Origin of the sequence: Arthrobacter sp. SLBN-112, assembly GCF_030944625.1 — a bacterium.
Taxonomy (GTDB): domain Bacteria; phylum Actinomycetota; class Actinomycetes; order Actinomycetales; family Micrococcaceae; genus Arthrobacter.
This window is the reverse complement of the sequence record NZ_JAUSXY010000001.1, coordinates 720632-737905: the sequence shown is the minus strand read 5'-3', so window position 1 is coordinate 737905 and position 17274 is coordinate 720632. Positions and strand designations below refer to the sequence as shown.

Genomic DNA, 17274 nt, shown 5'->3' with positions numbered 1-17274 from the left:
TTACGCTTGGGTGGTGTCCGTAGAATCCGCCGCCTCGACGGCCAAGATCAGTGCTGCCCTCGGTTCCTTGGGGCAGGGCTCCGTGGTGTCTGAGGTGGCTGAGCGCCTGCTGGCGTTCTTTACGAGTGGCGACATCGCCCCTGGGACCAGGCTCCCTGCCGAGCGGACGCTGGCCGCCTCCCTTGGCGTGGGCCGTTCTGCGGTGCGGGAGGCCCTCGCTGCGCTCGAAATCCTGGGCGTCGTGGTGGTCCGGCCCGGGTCGGGAACCTACCTTCGCGACGGCGTCTCCGAGCTCTTGCCGCGCACCCTGAGCTGGGGCCTCATGCTGGGCGCCCCCCGCACGCGCGAACTCGTGGAACTGCGCAGCGGGCTGGAAGTCCAGGCTGCCCAGCTGGCCGCGGAGCGCATCACGGAAGAGGCGCTGGCCCGGATGCGCGTCAACCTGGAGACCATGGCCGGAACCCTGGACGACCTCGGCGCCTTCGTCGAGGCGGACGCAGCCTTCCACCGCGAGATCGCCGAGGCGTCAGGAAACCAGGTCCTCCAGGAACTCCTGCAAAGTATCCGCTCACTCCTGCGGATCTGGGTGGACCGCGCCCTCACGGACGAAGGACATGCCGCGGCCGCCCTTAAGGAGCACGCCATGATCCATGAGGCCCTGGCTGCCCGCGACGCAGATGCCGTGACCGCGACCATGCGCTCGCACATGCAGACCGCGTCACGGCGCCTGCTGGCAGGATATGACGCCTCCCAGTAGGGGTGGGCCTAGGCTGATGCCGACTTCTTCAGTTCCTGCAGGATTTCCAGCTGGATGCGGTTGATGGAGATGAGGAGTTCGATCTCCTTCTTTGCCTCGGTGTTCGTGTCGTAGTCGTGTTGGGCCATAGCCGCGGCAATGGCGTCCTGCCGTTTGGCGGCGATGAGCAGGATTGCACCCTGAAGTCCGGCCAGCATTGAGAGCAGGAGGTTCAGGAGGATATAGGGGTACGGGTCCCAGGCGTTCGCCGCCAGTGCCCAGGTATTGATGGCGGCCCAGATGAGCATGAAGCCGATGAAGCTGGCAACGAAGGGCCAGCTTCCCATTCCGTTGCGCATGATGTCCGCGGCGCGCTGACCCTTGCTCAGGGAGGCTTTATGTTTCTCGTGCCAGGTTTTCTGTTGGTGGCTCATGGCTCAGGGTAACCGTGTCCGGCCGATTGAAGGTGCGAATGGTCCCCTCCCGTCCGCAGCGGTCCCACCGATCCGCGCCGCACCAGGGTGGCTGTGAACTGGGCCGGGGCGGCGGGGGGCAATCCCTCCATCTGGCGGATGAGCGCCTTGGCCGCTGCCACGCCCATGTTGTAGACGGGCTGGGCAATGACGGTCAGGGGCGGCGTGGTGAGCCTGGTCCACGCGAAGTCGTCATACATGAGGAACGAAACGTCTGCGGGAATGGACAGGCCCAGTTCCTGGATCGCCTCAACGACGCTGAGGGCGATCAGGCCGTCCGATGCGACCATGGCTGTGGCACGGTCGGGGTCCCGCAGCACTTCGCGGGTGATACTGCGGATGGAGTCTTCGTCGCCCGCATTCAACCTGACCAGGTCTTCCGGAAAAGGCAGCCCGGATTCCAGGAAGGCCTGCCGCATGCCCGCAAGGCGGTCGGCGATCTGCGATGACTCAAGGGCCATCCCGGGGGTGTAGGGCGCGTCAGTCCTCAATGTGGAGACGAAGGCGATGCGGCGGTGCCCGGCCTCGAGCAAATGCTGCGTGGCCTCAAGGGAGATCCGTGCCATGTCCACCGCCATGGTCTCCACCTGCAGGTCACCGGCGGTACGGTCGATAAAAACCAGGGGGCGGCCGGACCTGTGGACTTCCTGCAGATGCCCGGTATCCACGGAGGACGCCGGCGCCACAATCAGCCCGTCCACGCGCTTGTCCAGCAAAACCCGGACCGCGTCCACCTCGGCCGCGCGGTCCTCGTCCGTGTTGACCAGGATGACGTTATAGCCGGCCTTCTTGGCAGTGTCTGTGATGCCCCGGGTGGCAAGGCCGAAGTGCGGGTTTTCGATGTCACCCACCACCACGCCGATGGTGTGGGATTTCCCCGTGTTCATACTGCGGGCGAGCTCGTTGGGGCGGTAGGACAAGGCTTCCGCCGCGGCGAGGACGCGCTCGCGCACATCATCGCTGACCGCACCGTAGTTCCCCAGTGCCCGCGCCGCCTGGGCCTTGGATACCTGCGCGGCCTTTGCGACGTCGGCAACGGTTACGTCCCGCCGCCGTGCTCCTTCACCGTTCATCGTTACCTTTCGACGGGGTGTTGACGCCCCATGTGACTTCGGCTACATTTCTATTCATCGATGTGAGTCCGGTCTCAATCCTAGGGTGTGAGACCGGACTCAACAAGAGCATCGAAGACTTTCTTCGGCGGCCCTGACAGCACCGCCTTCCCACCAACGATTGGACAACGCTGTGAAGAAAATGAAATTCGGCCCGGCCGGCATTGCCGCGGCAGCACTCGCGGGGGTCCTGGCCCTTTCCGGCTGCGGCACCACCTCGGCCGCCTCCAGCACGGAGAACAATCCGTACGGCCTGATCCAGCCCGGTACCATCCGGGTAGCCAGCCTGGGCGACTCCAAGCCGTACACCTTCGCGGACGCCTCCGGTAACTTCACCGGTTTCGACGTGGAACTCTTCAAGGACGTGGCCCACCGGGCCGGTGTGGACAACGTGGTCTTCACCGGACAGGACTTTTCCGGTCTCCTGGCCGCGGTGGCCAACGGACAGTTCGACGCCGGCGTTGCCGCCATCGGCATCACGGACAAGCGCAAGGAAACCGTCGACTTTTCGGATGGCTACCTCGCCGGCTACCTGACCGTGATCACCACCAAGACCTCCGGAATCACGGGCGTCGACGGCTTGGCCGGCCAAGCGGCTCGGCGTGGTCCAGGGAACCCTCCAGGAAGCGTATGCCGTGAAGAACTTCACCTCGGCCAGCCTGGTCCGCTTCCCGGACAACAACACGGCCATCGCAGCGGTGAACAGCGGGGCGGTGGACGCCCACTTCCTCGACTACGAGGCCGCCAAGGCTTACGAGGCACAGCACGGGCTGGTCAGCGCTGCAGACATTCCGTCCTTCGATGCCCCTGCCGGCTTCGCGGTGGCCAAGGGCAAGACGGCGTTCAAGGAAGCCCTGAACAAGGGCCTGGCCGCAGCCATGGAGGACGGCACCTGGAAGAAGCTCTACCAGAAGTGGTTCCCGGGCTCCCCGATGCCTGAGCAGTACCTGCCCAAGGCCGAGCAGACCGCCTCGCCGGCGCCGAGCAAGTAGCACAGGCAATCAGCCGGCCGGCAAACACCTCTTTTGGCCGCCTGACCGGACGGGCCGCAGCAAGCGGCCCGTCCGGCACCTCCACCCAACCTACGTCTGAGAGCAACCATGGACTGGCTCAACACCATCATCCGAACCTTCTTCGACTTCGGCGCAATGGCCGAGGTCCTGCCCCAACTCCTGGCGGTCGGCCTGCTCAACACGCTGATCATCTCCATCGCCGCCACCGTCCTGGGCACGGTCCTGGGCATGGTGGTGGCCGTCATGGGCATCTCTCCGTCCCCATGGCTGCGGGTACCGGCCCGGATCTACACGGACCTTTTCCGCGGCCTGCCCGCCATCCTCACCATCCTGCTGATCGGCCAGGGTTTTGCCCGCCTTAGCCAATCGGTTTTCGGCCCGTCGCCCTACCCGCTGGGCATCATCGCCCTGAGCCTGATCGCCAGCGCCTACATCGGCGAGATTTTCCGCGCCGGGATCCTGAGCGTGGACAAAGGCCAGGGTGAAGCCTGCCGGGCCCTGGGCATGAGCTACGCCAAGTCCATGGCCCTGGTGGTGGTGCCCCAAGGCGTCCGCCGGGTGCTTCCGGCCCTGGTGAACCAGTTCATCGCCATCGTGAAGGACTCCTCCCTCGTGTACTTCCTGGGGCTGCTCGTGTCCGAACGCGAACTCTTCCGCGTGGGCCAGGATGCCGCCGTCCTGTCCGGCAACCTCTCGCCGCTGGTGGCAGCCGGCCTCTTCTACCTGGTGATCACCGTTCCGCTGACCCACCTGGTGAACCACTTCGACAACAAGTTCCGCACCGGCCGCCGCCGTGCGGCACCGCCCACCAGCGGGCTGAAGGAAGTCAAGGAACTCGACGCGGCCTCGCCGCTCACCACCGGGAGCAACACATGAACCTGCCCACCCCCACCACTAGCAACACTGCCCGCAGGGACAAGCACACCAGCCCTGATACCCAGGCCTTCCATGGCTCCAGCCTGGAACTGCGCAACCTGACCATGGCCTACGGTGACATCGAAGTGCTGCGCAACGTCAGCCTCTCAGTCGCCCCGGGCACCACCACCTGCATCATCGGCCCCTCGGGCTCCGGAAAATCCACCCTGCTGCGCGGCGTCAACCGGCTGCATGAACCCAGGAGCGGTGATGTGCTCCTGGCTGGCGAAAGCACCCTCGGCGCCAACCCCGACACCCTCCGGACGCGCATCGGCATGGTGTTCCAGCACTTCAACCTCTTCCCGGACCACACCGCCGAAGAGAACGTGGCCCTTGCCCTCTGGAGCGTCAAGGGGATGCCCAAGGCGCGAGCCATGGAAACTGCGCGCCGCCGCTTGGCCGAGGTGGGGCTGGCCGAACGCGCCGACCACCGCCCCAGGGACCTTTCCGGCGGCCAGCAGCAACGCGTCGCCATCGCCAGGGCCCTCGCCATGGAACCGGAAGTAATGCTCTTCGACGAGGCCACCAGCGCCCTGGACCCCGAACTGGTCAAAGGCGTCCTGAACCTGATGGCAGGCCTGGGCCGGCGCGGCATGACCATGCTCGTGGTCACCCACGAAATGGGCTTCGCCCGCAAGGTGGCGGACCAGGTGGTCTTCATGGACGAAGGCGAAGTTGTCGAAGCCGGGACGCCCGCGCAACTCTTCGACAACCCCCGCAGCGAACGCCTCCAGCGCTTCCTCTCGGAGGTGCTCTGATGGCTGTGGCTGCAGCGGCACCCATCCGGACCGCCGTCGTCGGCTTTGGCATCTCCGGCAACGTGTTCCATGCGCCGCTGATCGCCGCCAATCCGGACTTCTCCCTCCACGTAATAGTCACATCCCGGCCCGAGCGGGCCGCAGACGCCTCACGCCTCTACCCGCAGGCACGCATCATCCGGACGCCGGAGGAACTGTTCGCCTGCGCTGCGGACCTGGACCTGGTTGTCCTGGGCACCCCACCGCACACCCACTTCGACTTGGCCGCAACAGCCATCGCGCACGGCCTGCACGTGGTGGTGGACAAGCCCTTTGTCCCCACGTCGGCTTTGGGTGAGGAGCTGATCAGCAGGGCGGCCGACGGCGGGGTGCGGCTGACGGTGTTCCAAAACCGCAGGTGGGATGCGGACTTCCTCACCCTGAAGAAGGTGCTGGCGTCCGGAGCTCTCGGCGAGGTCACCACGTTCGAATCGCGGTTTGAATGGTGGCGGCCGGAGGGTTTTGGAAACTGGCGGGACACCGTGTCCCTTTCCGAGGGCGGCGGCATCCTGCACGACCTCGGCGCGCACCTGATCGACCAGGCGGTCCAGCTCTTCGGCCCGGTGGAGCGCACCTACGGCGAAACCGCCAACCGTGGACCACACCAGGACGCAGCCGATACCGAAGCCTTTGTGTCCATGCTGCACACCTCGGGTGTCCGCTCCCGGCTCTGGATGAACGGCATGGCAGCGCAGGCCGGACCACGCTTCCACGTCCTGGGTTCCCGGTCCGCCTACACCAAATGGGGCCTCGACGGCCAGGAACCTGCCCTCGCAGCCGGCCTGCCGCCGTCGGACCCCGGCTACGGTGTGGAACCCCAGGGAAGTTGGGGGCTCCTTGGGGTGGATGGGAGCGCTGGAGCCGTTCCCGCAGAGCGCGGCGCCTACCCGCAGTTCTACGTGCAGCTGGCCGGCGCCCTGCGCGGACAGGGGCCCCTGCCGGTGGATCCGGCCGGACCGCTGAACGTGCTGAAAATCATCGAGGGCATCCACGCCATGGCCTGACCCGGCCGCACCCTTCCTTTTCCGGGCGCCGCCGCGTCCTTCAACATCATGAATCAGAAAGGGACACCAATGTCCTCTGCAACATCCACCAAAAGAGTCGCCATCATCGGCGGCGGCATCCTGGGCGTCTCCACCGCAGTGCACCTTCTTCGCGACGGTGCCTCCGTCATCCTGCTGACCGAACGCGGCCTGGCCAGCGAAGCCAGCGGCCGGTCGCTGTCCTGGCTTAACTCCGCCGGTGAACGGTCCACCCCGTACCACCAGTTGCGCGTGACCGGCGTGGACCGCTACCGCACCCTCTTTGCCGCTGATCCGGCACGGGAATGGCTGCAGTTCGGTGGCGGCCTGATGTGGAACGCCCAAGGGCAGCGGGAAACCACCGAGGGCCGGCACGCCTATGAAAAGTCCATCGGCTACGACTCGAAGCTCATTGCCCCGGAAGACATCGCTGCCGTCACCGCCGGGATTGACGCCGGCGCTGTACCGGAGAACGCAATCTTCAACCCGGGCGAGGGCTGGGTCAGCCTCCCGGACCTGATCGACTTCCTCATGGAAGAATTCCACGCCCGCGGCGGTGAACTGGTCCTCAACGCCGGCAAGGCCTCCGTCATGGTGGAGGGCGGCCGCGCCACGGGCGTGGAGACCTCCGCAGGGGGAACATACGCCGCCGACGCGGTCCTGGTGGCCTGCGGTGCAGCGACGCCTGCCGTCGTCGAACCCCTGGGGGTGCACATCCCCAATGGGTCCCCGGTGTCCATGCTGGTGGTGACCAAGCAGGTGCAGCACGACGTTGCCGCAGTAATGAACACGCCGCGCGCAGCCCTCCGGCCCAATCCGGGCGGCACGTTCGCCCTGGACCACGACTGGTACGAAGAGCGCATCACCGAGCATGCGGACGGCTCGTTCAGCATCCCGGACGAGGTGGTGCAGGAACTCGCCGACGAGGCCTCGAAGCTGATTGAAGGAAACCCGGAACTCAAGCCCGCCTCCTGGAAGATGGGCTACAAGCCCATTCCCGGCGACGGCGAACCCGTCCTGGGCGAGTTGGGCCAGGTTCCCGGATGCTTCGTGGCGTTCACCCACTCCGGCGCGACTCTGGGACTCATCGCCGGCGAGCTTCTGGCCGGCGAGATCCTGACCGGCAAAAAGCACCCTATGCTTGCAACTTTCCGGCCCGGGCGCTTCTCCTGAACCGCATGGTGAACAGGCGGGGCCACGCAGGTCCCGCCTGTTCATCAGAACGGGGCGGGGATGGTCAGGCGCCCAGGTGCCCCGTGAGGCGGCGGTGGAAGCCGGTGCTGCGCTCGTCCAGGCCTTCGATTGCCACCGTGGCGCCATGGTCCGCGTACTTCGTCTCGATCGAGTCCAGGGCGGCCACCGTTGAGGCATCCCAGATCTGGGCCCGGCTGAGGTCGATGGTCACGGCGGCGGGGTCGTCGGCGTAGGCGAAGTGCTCCACGAGGTCATTGCTGCTGCCGAAGAAGAGCGGCCCCACCACCTCGTAGCGGACGCTCCCGTTGTCGTCGGCCAAGGTCCGCTCAACACTGATGACGTGGGCCACGCGGCGCGCGAACAGCACCATCGCGAGGACCACGCCGACCAGCACGCCGTATGCGAGGTTGCCCGTGAGGACCACGACGGCGACGGTGACGGCCATGACGAGCGTCTCCGGTACCGGCATTCTCTTCAGGGTGGACGGTTTGACGCTGTGCCAGTCCACGGTGGTGACGGCGACCACCATCATCACGGCCGCCAGGGCCACCATGGGGATCTGTCCCATGATCGAGCTGAGCCCCGTCACCAGGGCCAGGAGGAAGAGCCCGGCCACGAACGTCGAGATGCGGGTGCGGGCCTGGCCGGTCTTTACATTGAGGACGGTCTGGCCGATCATGGCGCAGCCGGCGATGCCGCCGTAGAGGCCGGCGAAGATGTTCGAGACGCCCAGGGCCCAGGATTCGCGGCCCTTGTGCGAGGGGGTGTCGGTGATGTCGTCGACGAGCTTGGCCGTCAGCAGCGTTTCCATAAGGCCGACGAACGCCACGCTCAGTGCGGTGGGCAGCACCAGTTGGAAAGTCTCCAGGTTCAGCGGAAACAGGAACGGTGTGATCCCGGGCATCTTGCCGGTGAGCGGGCCCTCGTCAGAGACATTCGGAACGGCGAGGCCGGCGATGATGGCGATGGCCGTGACGACGACGATCGCCACCAGCGGCGACGGGACCGCCTTGGTGAAGCGCGGCAGGATGAAGATGACCGCCAATGTCAGGGCGAACAGGGCGTAGGCGAGCCATGGGACGTTGAGGACGTGGGGCACCTGCGCCATGAAGATCAGCACGCCCAGGGCGTTCACGAACCCGATCATCACCGAACGCGGGATGAACCGCATCAGCCGGGCCAGGCCGGCAAAGCCAAAGACGATCTGGATCACACCGGCGAGGAGTACCGCGGGCAGGACATACTCGACGCCGTGCTCGTGGACGAGCGGTGCGATCACCAGGGCGACGGAGCCCGCCGCCGCCGTCACCACGCCCGGCCGGCCGCCAAGGACCGACATGGTCAGTGCCAGCACAATGGAGGCCACAAGGCTGACCATCGGATCGACGCCCGCGACGATCGAAAACGAAATGACTTCCGGGACCAGGGCAAGGGTGGTGACCATGCCGGCAAGGACCTCGCGGGAAAGCTGCCGCGGGGAGCGAAGCGCGGTCAGGACCGTGACCGGTTGCCGAAGAAGGCGGGGGTTGTCGGCGACGGACAAGGGGCGGCTCCAAGGACGTGGGCCCTCAAGGAAGGGCGGGTGGGCAACGTTTCTGCGCGCCACGGTGCGCACGGGTCCAGCCCGGTCATGGAAGACAGCTGGGGTGGAGGAGAATAGGCCGAACTCGGCTGCGGTTCCAAGGCTACCCTAGCTCCGTTGCCGGACTATGGCTTCGGGCCCGGCAGGACGCCCCCGGGCAGCAGTAAGCATGGCTGATAAAATGGCCGGGTTGCAGGGCGGCTTTGGAGCTGGTGCTACCAGGGCCGTAACAAGGTAGGGGACCACACACATCATGACGGCAGGCGGGTCACACCTCAGGACTTCGGACAGCCGGCCGGGCGAACCGGCCGACGCCTCCGCGCCTGCCAAGGGCCGCGCCTACCTGGCAACCATCGAAGGTTTTATTGGCGCCCTCATGATGTTCGTCGGCTCCACCGGCACCGGCTGGATCGCCAACGGCTCGCCGATGATCCGCCAGCCCGTGGTGATCGCGCTCCGCACCGAGGGCTGGGGCGTAGCAGTATCCACGGTGCTGTTGACCGCCGGGGCCATGCTGCTGATGCGCTCCTGGCTGCGGCTGGGCCAGCGGCTGGGGGACTGGGGCCAATCGTCGCTGCGGTCCGTGGTGGCAGCCATCTCCGCCTGGTCCCTGCCCCTGCTTTTCTGTGTTCCAGTCTTCTCCCGCGACGTCTACGCCTACACGGGCCAGGGCCGGCTGGTGATGGAAGGCCAGAACCCCTACGAGGTGGGCATCTCCACCCTCAACAACTGGTTTGCCCTTGGAGCCGACCCCGCCTGGGCGGAAAACCGCACACCCTACGGCCCCTACTTCCTATGGCTGGCGCGCGGGGTGGTGGGACTGACCGGCGCGCAGCCGGACGCATCGGTCCTGCTCTTCCGGTTGCTGGCCGGCGTCGGCGTGCTGCTCTGCGTCATCTACGTGCCCAAGCTCGCCGAGCTGCACGGCATCAACGGGGCGCGCGCACTCTGGGTTTCCGTGGCCAACCCGTTGTTCCTGATCAGTTTCATCGCCAGCGCCCACAACGACGCCCTGATGGTGGGGCTCGCCGTCGCCGGGGTGTACCTGGCCGCAACCCGCCGGTACCTCCTGGGCATCCTCCTGGTGACCGCCTCCATCGGCATCAAGCCCATCACGGTGCTGCTGCTGCCGTTCATCGGCCTGATGTGGGCCGGCCCGGGCGCCACCTGGCCGCGCAAGTTCCTCACGTGGGCTGCGACGGCGGCCATCAGCTTTGGCGTCCTGGCGCTCAGCGGCATCCCGTTCAACCTGGGCATCGGCTGGACCTGGGCCATCATGGACCCTACCCCGGGCTACACGGGCTATTCGCCGTCAGGGTTCCTGGGCCAGCAGGTGGAGATGCTTGCCAACGCGCTGGGCCTGCCGGGCGGGACGCTGGCCACCTTCCTGCGGACCGGCATGAAGTGGGCCGCCATCGGGCTGGTGCTGCTGCTGATGTTCCGCGGCGACTACTCGCGGGCGGTGCGCCGGATGGCCCTGGCGTTCACCGCCGTCGTCATGCTCTCACCCATCATCCAGCCCTGGTACATCCTGTGGTTCCTGCCGTTCCTGGCCGTCACCGGCATCCGGGACGACTGGCAGATCCGGTCGCTCTATGTGGGCGTGACGTTCTTCGTGGTGTTCGGCGCCCAGGACCAGCTCTCGGTCTGGTCCTTCGTGGAGCTGCCCATCGACGCCTCATCCATGGCGTTCTTCACCGCCCTGGCCTTCACGTTCTACCTGCTGGTCCTGGATGTCCACACCCGGAAACTGCTGATCGAAGGGAAACCGCTGGATGTGGCGCGGCGCGCCTGGAAGTGGGCGGTGGACCGCCGGGCTGCGCGCCGGGCCGAGGCCCGTGCCGCCGTCGACCGCTCCGAAGCCCCCTAGGCTCCTGCCGGTACCTGCGCGGTGGTCTTCCGGCCGAGCTCCGCGGTGCGCTTCACCGACCACCACAGCAGCACCACGAAGAGCACGTTGCGGGTGGTGAGGATGGCCGCCATGACCGGGTGGGCGTGGATGAGCGGCGTGTAGAACAGCGGGTAGATCACGAACGTGGTCATGGCGATGCCCATCAGCAACGCTGCCGGGACCTTCCAGCGCTCCCAGTCGTGCGTCAGGCCCGCGATGATCACCGGTGCCAGCCAGATGATGAACTGCGGGGAGCCCACCTTGTTGAAGACGATGAACGCGGTGACCATCATCAGGGCGCCTTCAAGGAACAGCTCCTCCCGCTCGGCGCCGCGCCGCAGGGCACGCACCAGCAGGATGGCAGCGCCAAGGGCGGCGAGGATGAGCAGCGGCTGCATGAGGAACGCGGCCACGTCGGCCCCGGGGCCGTAGACCTCGGTGGAGTTGATGGCCGTGTTGTCCGCCATTTTGGAGCCCGCGATGTGGAAGACGCTCAGCCAGACCCAGGGGGTGGAGAACGTGGCCTCGAGCTGCATGCCGCGCTCGCCCTGGTTGGTGAGGAAGTCCATGATGTGCGGCAGGCCGCCGGTCAGCCAGGTCCCCAGGCAGACGACGGCGGTCACGGCGGCGCCGGTGAGCACCACCTGGACCCGCTTGTGGCTGGCGATCACGATGGGCACGAGCACGGCCGCAGGCCACACCTTGATCCAGGTGGCGATGCTGAGCAGGACGCCTGCCACGACGGGCCGCTCCGCCACGTAGAGCAGCGCGATCAGCACGATCGGGGCGGTGATGCCTTCCACCCGGGCGAAGCTGAGGTAGCCCATGAAGACCGTGAAGAACAGCCACCACCAGGCCGGAGCAACACCGGTCACAGTCCGTGGTCCGCGGGTGAGGTAGAGCAGGCCGACGGCGTTGAGCGCCGTGATGATCAGGAACCATGCCAGCAGGTAGAGGCCGGGGCCGGCGACGTTCGCGAGGAAAATGGGGATCTGCGCCAGGACCGGGTAGACCCAGGGGCTGATCTTGCCGGTCAGGTCCGCCGGGTTGTAGCCCTCCATGGCCCACTGCCGGTATTGCTCGGTGTCGCTGAACGTATTGCCGTTCAGGAAGAAGGATGCCATCCAGCCCAGGAAATACACGTGCACGACGGCGAAGCCCCACCAGACGCTGGAGGGGCGGGCGAACCAGTCCACCACCGTGGCCGGGAGGACTTTGCTGCGGACCGTCACCAGGCGGTCAAAGAACCTCGTGGAAATCTCAGGTCTCCTTGAGCGCGGGGGCGGGTGCTGCGGTCTTCTTGCCCAGCGAGTACAGGCGCCGGACGCTCCACAGGAACAGGACCACCAGCAGGACGTTGCGGATGGTCAGCACCAGCGCCATCCATGGGTTGTTGTGGCTGAGGGCGTCGTAGAAGAGCGGGTAGATGAAGTAGGTGGCCACGGCGATGGCGATCAGCATCGCTGCCGGGACGCGCCATTCGCGCCAGCTGTGTGCCAGGCCGACGGCGACGGCGGGTCCGAGCCACACCATGAATTGCGGGGATCCCACCTTGTTGAACACCACGAAGGCGGTGGCAAGGGTCAGGGCGCCGGCGAGGAGCAGTTCGGTGCGGTCAACGCCGCCGGCCACCTTGTGCTGCTTTCCGTTGTGGAGCGCCCAGAACGTCAGCCCGGCCACCAGCAGGGCGGCCAGGACCAGGAGCGGCTGCATCAGCACGGACATGACGGCGGTGCCGGGGCCGTCCACCTGCATGGAGTTGATGTCCGTGTTCATGTACATCCGGGAGCCTCCAATGTTCAGGACGGACAGCCAGAGCCAGGGGGTGGTGAAGGTGGCCTCGAGCTGCATGCCGCGGTCGCCCTGCTGCGTGAGGAAGTTCAGGAGCTTGGGGACGCTGCCCAGGGCTGCCGCCAGCGCCACGACGCCTGCCGTCGCGGCTATTCCTGCCAGCACCACCAGCAGGCGGTTCTTCACGACGGCAAAGAGGGCAAGCATGATGGCTGCCGGCCACACCTTGACCCAGGTGCCGACTGCCAGCAGGATCGAGGCGACGAACGGGCGCTGGACGCCATACGCCAGGGCCACCAGGACCAGCGGAGCGGTGAGGCCGTCAACGCGGGCGAATCCCAGCCAGCCCATCAGGAACGTGAATGCCAGCCACCACCAGCCGGCGGGGATGGCATTGGAGTTGCGGCCCCGCCCGGTGAGTTTCAGCAGCGCCCAGCCGTTGAGGAGTGTGGTCATGAGGACCCAGAGTAAGAAGAACGGGCCAGGTCCTGCCACCCCGGCGATGGCCATGGGAATCAAGGCCAGGATGGGGTAGACCCAGGGGCTGGGGCCGCCGGAGAGGTTCGCGTCGTTGAAGCCGGCCATGGCCCACTCGCGGTAGATGAAGGTGTCGCTGAAGGCCTCGCCGCGCAGGGACAGGGACGCGCCGAACACCAGGAAGACCAGGTGCACCACGATGAAGCCGCCCAGCAGCCCGCGCCCGCTGTTCAGCGCCGCCCGCACCCTGGCGGGAAGGATGACATCGCGGATCCGGGTGAGGTTGCCGAAGAGAGCGTCGGTGGAAATGGCGGATTCCTTGTCAGGTCGTTGCACAGTCAGCGGCGGCGCAAAATGGCTCGGGTCATGCCCCGAAGCGGGTCTCATGGGGATTGGAGGCCTTGAATTTCGGGTTCCAGTCCTGTTCAACTCTAATTCACGGCGCATCTCCGCCAATAATTGTCAGGACAATCCTTGAACTCCGCGCGCCTGACCTGCGGCATTTATCTAAAGTTGCTGGCTCTTATTTGCTCAGGCACCATGGTGCGAGGCACGTCAGTGCCCACCGCCTATGCAGCCAGGGGGAGCGCTGGGCGGCGTTTTGCCCACCCGGCCCCACGAAAGACATAAGGCACCACAACATGAACTTCCCCCTGACCCTGACCGTGTCCGACCGCCAGAGCATGGACAGCGAACTCGACGCCGCCGTCGCCGCCGCCAAGGCCCATGCACTCACTGGCGAGCGCCACGGCATCCTCGTCACCCGGCACGGCGTGGACAAATTCACCGTTTCCCTCAGCGAGACGGTTCCCTTCGGCCTCACCCGGGAACACCAGGCCTGGTAGCCACCTCTTTGGCGCCAAACCAGCGGCGCCGCTTCCCCTTGTAAGGGACGTGCTCCCGCGCTCTTTCGCGCCGCCGTCGTACCTGGCTGCCCATGCCCGCCTGCCTGGCGTGTCCGCCGTGCCCAGGTGGCAGAAATTCCTTGTCCCGGGTTTGGCCGCCGCCACGTGTGGGTACCTGCCGTTCGTCTGCACTGAAAACAGATCCGGATCAGGAGAACAGCGGCATGGATACCAAGGTGAGCGTGGCGGTTCTGGGGACCGGAATCATGGGAGCGGCCATGGCGCGCAATCTCCTCCGGGCCGATCACAAGGTGTCAGTGTGGAACCGGGATGCCAGCAAGACTGATCCGCTGGCCGCCGAAGGTGCCCTGCGGGCGCCCAGCCCTGCCGAAGCGGTGGAGGCCGCCGACGTTGTCCTCACCATGCTGTACGACGCCGACGCGGTTGAGCAGGTCATGCGGCAGGCGGCGCCCGGCATCCGGCCAGGCACGGCATGGATCCAGTCCACCACCGTGGGTGTGGAGGATGTTCCCAAAATCGCTGCCTTGGCCGCCGAGCTGGGCCTGGACCTGGTGGAGGCACCCGTCTCCGGCACCCGTGCGCCCGCCGAGGCGGGCCAGCTCCTGGTACTCGCCGCCGGCCCCGAGGGCGTGCGCGACCGCGTAGCGCCGGTCCTTGATGCCGTTGGCGCCCGCACCATCTGGACGGGCGAAGACCCCTCCCTGGGCTCGGCTGCCCGGCTCAAGCTGGTGGTCAACAGCTGGGTCATTGCCGCCTCCAATGCTGCGGGCGAGGTGGTGGCGCTTGCCCAGGCGCTGGGCGTCGATCCGGAGCAGTTCCTCAGCGTGCTCGACGGCGGCCCGCTGGACCTGCCCTACCTGCGGACCAAGATGGGCCTCATCCTGGACGATGGATTGGAGCCCGCGTCCTTCGCCGTCGACACCGCCCGCAAGGATGCCCACCTCATTATCGATGCCGCCGCACAAGAGGGGCTGAAACTTGACGGCGCGGAGGCAGCCGCCGCCAGGCTGGACCGGGTGGCCGGCCAAGGGCGCGACAAGCAGGACATGGCAGCCGCTTACCACGCGAGCCGGTAGCGAGGCTGAGCCGGTCCCGCGACCTTCTGGGATAGCGCTTGCCATTGACGTAACACGCATCACCTTCTATATTGGATGAATCGATTCAAGAGCTGCCGCTCCGACCCCGATCCGGCTGAAGCGGCGCAGCACACCAGCCCTGGACACTGCCGAAACCAGCGGCTCCGGTTCCTTGCCAAAGAAGACGAAGGACAAGCACATGAGCACCACCCCAACCCGCGTGCCCCTCACCAGCCAAGGGGCTGGAACCGGTGTGCGGGACCCCAGAAAAGCCGCGATGAGCGGCTGGATCGGAAGCGCCCTCGAGTACTACGACTTTGCGCTGTACTCACTGGCGGCAACCCTGGTCTTCCCCGCCATCTTCTTCCCGTCCGGGAACCCGACCGTAGCCCTCATCGCCTCCCTGGCCACCTACGCCGTCGGCTATGTCTCCCGGCCCATCGGTGCCGTGGTGCTTGGTGCGTACGGTGACCGGCACGGCCGCAAGAAGGTGCTCGTGTTCGCGATGCTGCTCATGGGTTTCGCGACCTTCGCTGTTGGACTCCTCCCCACGTACGGGCAGGTCGGTCTCCTTGCGCCGGCACTGCTGGTGGTCCTCCGGCTTATCCAGGGTTTCGCGGTGGCCGGTGAGCTGGGCGGTGCCAGCGCGATGATCGTGGAACATTCACCGGACGCGAGGCGTGGCTTCTTCGCCAGCTTCAGCCTCCAGGGCACCCAGGTGGGCTCGATCCTGGCCACGGCGGTGCTCCTCCCGCTCGCCGCGCTCCTCCCGGCGGACCAGTTCAGCTCCTGGGGCTGGCGCGTCCCGTTCCTGCTCAGCGCCGTCGTCATCCTTGCGGGCTACCTGATCCGCCGCCGCGTGACCGAACCCCCCGCCTATGCGCAGTCCGGAACGGCCCAGGCCAAGCAGCGCTTCCCGCTCGTCGAGCTCCTGCGCACACGCCCCGGCGTCCTGGTCCGCTGCGTCGCGATGACGTTCACCAACGTGATCGGCATGGCCACGCTGATCTTCGGCGTCTCCTACGCCACCCAGAAGGGCTACGGCAACGGCTTCTCCAGCAGTGAGTTCCTCTGGGTGACCCTGGTGGCCAACATCGCTGCCGTCATCACCATCCCGGTTTTCGGCGCATTGTCCGACCGGATCGGCCGGCGGATGCTCATGGCGGCCGGCGGGGTCATTGGCGGCGTGCTGGTGACCGGATACCTTTGGGCGATCCAGCAGGGAAGCCTGCCGCTGGTCTTCGTGTGCGTCGTGATCGTGCAGGGCATCTTCTTCCAGATGTGGAACGCCACGTTCGCCACGTTTTTCCAGGAGCAGTTCCCCATGCGGATCCGGGTGACCGGCTTTGCCGTCTCGCAGAACATCGGGCTGATGATCGCCTCATTCTTCCCGAGCATCTTCACCGCGATCGCTCCTCCCGGCTCCGCCAACGTGCCGCTCACCATCGGCCTGACCACGCTCGGGATCTGCCTCGTTTCCGCGGTGGCCACCCTGATGTCCTCGGACACGAAGGGCAAATCGCTCGAGGACCTTGAGGGGCAGCAGGCCAGCTGACGCCGCGCCCGCGTCACGCGGAGCAGGCTTTCGAGGAGTGCCCGACGGCGGTGTCCCGGTTTTCCGGGGCACCGCCGTCATGGGTGGGCCGAAAGCGTGCCGGGCGTGACGGCGTCGTACGCCTCGCTAGGGAAGCCGCGATGGCCGCAGGAGGCTCGCCTCCCCGGCCTGGCCCGGATCCAGCGGCACCGGACTGACCAGCACGGCAGGGCCCCGGTGCAGGAGCCCGCTGGTTAAGGCCCGACACCGGATGCCGCCGCGGCCCCGCATGGCCGGGTGCGCCCCAGGGGCGAGCATTTCGTTCATCCATGCGCAGGGCTGGGCATGCCGGCCGCCGTGGAACCCCACCACGCCCCCGCCCGACTCCAGCGCAAAATCCTGTCCCAGCAGCGGCGCCAACTGCGCCCCGCGGAGCACCACGTTGCGGCGGGTCAGCAGGGGATCGAACGGCTGCGTGCCCAGCTCGGCGGCGATGGCCTCAAGCGATTCGACGGCGAACAGGGTCACCGCGGCGTCCATGTGCGCGGCCTTGCCGAAGAACCGGTCGCCCACGATGCCCTTCCCGGCCACCACCTCCGCCTGCGCAGCATCATCGGTGGGAACATCGGCGGCACCGTCGCGGGCCCGCCCGAAGTAGGCGTGCGCGGGGGACACCAGCAAGTGCAGGATCTCGACGTCGTACCGGAAAGTCCCCATCAGTTCCCCCACCTCGCAAGTCCACGCCGCCTCCCTGCCCTCGCAAGCTCGGTCTTGGGCCCTCGCCGGAGCGGCTCC

15 protein-coding genes and 1 pseudogene are annotated in these 17274 nt (G+C 66.8%); 10 read left to right on the top strand and 6 right to left on the bottom strand.

Annotated elements, in window-relative coordinates; all coding sequences use genetic code 11:
* Positions 1–13: 13 nt before the first annotated feature.
* Positions 14–757 (top strand): FadR/GntR family transcriptional regulator, encoded by a 744-nt coding sequence (locus QF050_RS03485; protein WP_308929177.1) that lies wholly within the window; start codon positions 14–16, stop codon positions 755–757.
* Between the two features lie 8 nt (positions 758–765).
* Here the strand turns inward: QF050_RS03485 and QF050_RS03480 are convergent, their stop codons facing one another.
* Positions 766–1170: a DUF1003 domain-containing protein gene (locus QF050_RS03480; protein ID WP_308929176.1), complete on the bottom strand. Its 405-nt coding sequence runs from the start codon at positions 1168–1170 to the stop codon at positions 766–768.
* Positions 1167–2282, bottom strand: a complete 1116-nt coding sequence (locus tag QF050_RS03475; protein ID WP_308929175.1) for a LacI family DNA-binding transcriptional regulator — start codon at positions 2280–2282, stop codon at positions 1167–1169. Before QF050_RS03475 ends, QF050_RS03480 begins: the two co-directional genes overlap by 4 nt.
* Before the next feature lie 181 nt (positions 2283–2463).
* Here QF050_RS03475 and QF050_RS03470 point away from each other — a divergent pair.
* From QF050_RS03470 to QF050_RS03450, 5 genes and pseudogenes are all read left to right on the top strand, one after another.
* Positions 2464–3313: pseudogene (locus QF050_RS03470) on the top strand (ABC transporter substrate-binding protein).
* Between the two features lie 108 nt (positions 3314–3421).
* Positions 3422–4210 (top strand): amino acid ABC transporter permease, encoded by a 789-nt coding sequence (locus tag QF050_RS03465; protein ID WP_308929174.1) that lies wholly within the window; start codon positions 3422–3424, stop codon positions 4208–4210.
* Entirely contained in the window at positions 4207–5007 is an 801-nt protein-coding gene (locus tag QF050_RS03460) for an amino acid ABC transporter ATP-binding protein (protein WP_308929173.1), read from the top strand. The genes QF050_RS03465 and QF050_RS03460 overlap by 4 nt, the downstream gene beginning before the upstream one ends.
* Positions 5007–6050, top strand: coding sequence for a Gfo/Idh/MocA family oxidoreductase (locus tag QF050_RS03455; protein WP_308929172.1), 1044 nt, complete (start codon positions 5007–5009; stop codon positions 6048–6050). The genes QF050_RS03460 and QF050_RS03455 overlap by 1 nt, the downstream gene beginning before the upstream one ends.
* A gap of 69 nt (positions 6051–6119) precedes the next feature.
* Complete coding sequence (locus tag QF050_RS03450; RefSeq protein WP_308929171.1) at positions 6120–7241, top strand: FAD-binding oxidoreductase; 1122 nt, start codon at positions 6120–6122, stop codon at positions 7239–7241.
* Between the two features lie 64 nt (positions 7242–7305).
* On the opposite strand, the gene QF050_RS03445 is transcribed toward QF050_RS03450, so the two are convergent.
* The gene (locus QF050_RS03445) at positions 7306–8805 is read right to left on the bottom strand and encodes a SulP family inorganic anion transporter (RefSeq protein ID WP_308929170.1); all 1500 of its coding nucleotides are present in this window, start codon (positions 8803–8805) and stop codon (positions 7306–7308) included.
* Positions 8806–9097: 292 nt separating this feature from the next.
* On the opposite strand from QF050_RS03445, the gene mptB reads away from it, so the two are divergent.
* Entirely contained in the window at positions 9098–10714 is a 1617-nt protein-coding gene (gene mptB / locus QF050_RS03440; RefSeq protein ID WP_308929169.1) for a polyprenol phosphomannose-dependent alpha 1,6 mannosyltransferase MptB, read from the top strand.
* Here the strand turns inward: mptB and QF050_RS03435 are convergent.
* Together QF050_RS03435 and QF050_RS03430 are read right to left on the bottom strand one after the other, a co-directional pair.
* Complete coding sequence (locus tag QF050_RS03435; RefSeq protein WP_308929168.1) at positions 10711–11967, bottom strand: glycosyltransferase family 87 protein; 1257 nt, start codon at positions 11965–11967, stop codon at positions 10711–10713. The two genes, mptB and QF050_RS03435, sit on opposite strands and share 4 nt — an antisense overlap.
* 28 nt (positions 11968–11995) lie before the next feature.
* Positions 11996–13339 (bottom strand): glycosyltransferase family 87 protein, encoded by a 1344-nt coding sequence (locus QF050_RS03430; RefSeq protein ID WP_308929167.1) that lies wholly within the window; start codon positions 13337–13339, stop codon positions 11996–11998.
* Between the two features lie 305 nt (positions 13340–13644).
* On the opposite strand from QF050_RS03430, the gene QF050_RS03425 reads away from it, so the two are divergent.
* The 3 genes from QF050_RS03425 (at position 13645) to QF050_RS03415 (ending at position 16500) form a co-directional block, all read left to right on the top strand.
* Positions 13645–13848 (top strand): hypothetical protein, encoded by a 204-nt coding sequence (locus tag QF050_RS03425; protein ID WP_308929166.1) that lies wholly within the window; start codon positions 13645–13647, stop codon positions 13846–13848.
* Between the two features lie 224 nt (positions 13849–14072).
* Complete coding sequence (locus QF050_RS03420) at positions 14073–14945, top strand: NAD(P)-dependent oxidoreductase (protein WP_308929165.1); 873 nt, start codon at positions 14073–14075, stop codon at positions 14943–14945.
* A 199-nt stretch (positions 14946–15144) separates the two neighbouring features.
* The gene (locus tag QF050_RS03415) at positions 15145–16500 is read left to right on the top strand and encodes an MFS transporter (RefSeq protein ID WP_308929164.1); all 1356 of its coding nucleotides are present in this window, start codon (positions 15145–15147) and stop codon (positions 16498–16500) included.
* Positions 16501–16626: 126 nt separating this feature from the next.
* Here QF050_RS03415 and QF050_RS03410 read toward each other — a convergent pair whose 3' ends face one another.
* Positions 16627–17196 (bottom strand): MOSC domain-containing protein, encoded by a 570-nt coding sequence (locus QF050_RS03410; protein WP_374121495.1) that lies wholly within the window; start codon positions 17194–17196, stop codon positions 16627–16629.
* Positions 17197–17274 lie beyond the last annotated feature (78 nt).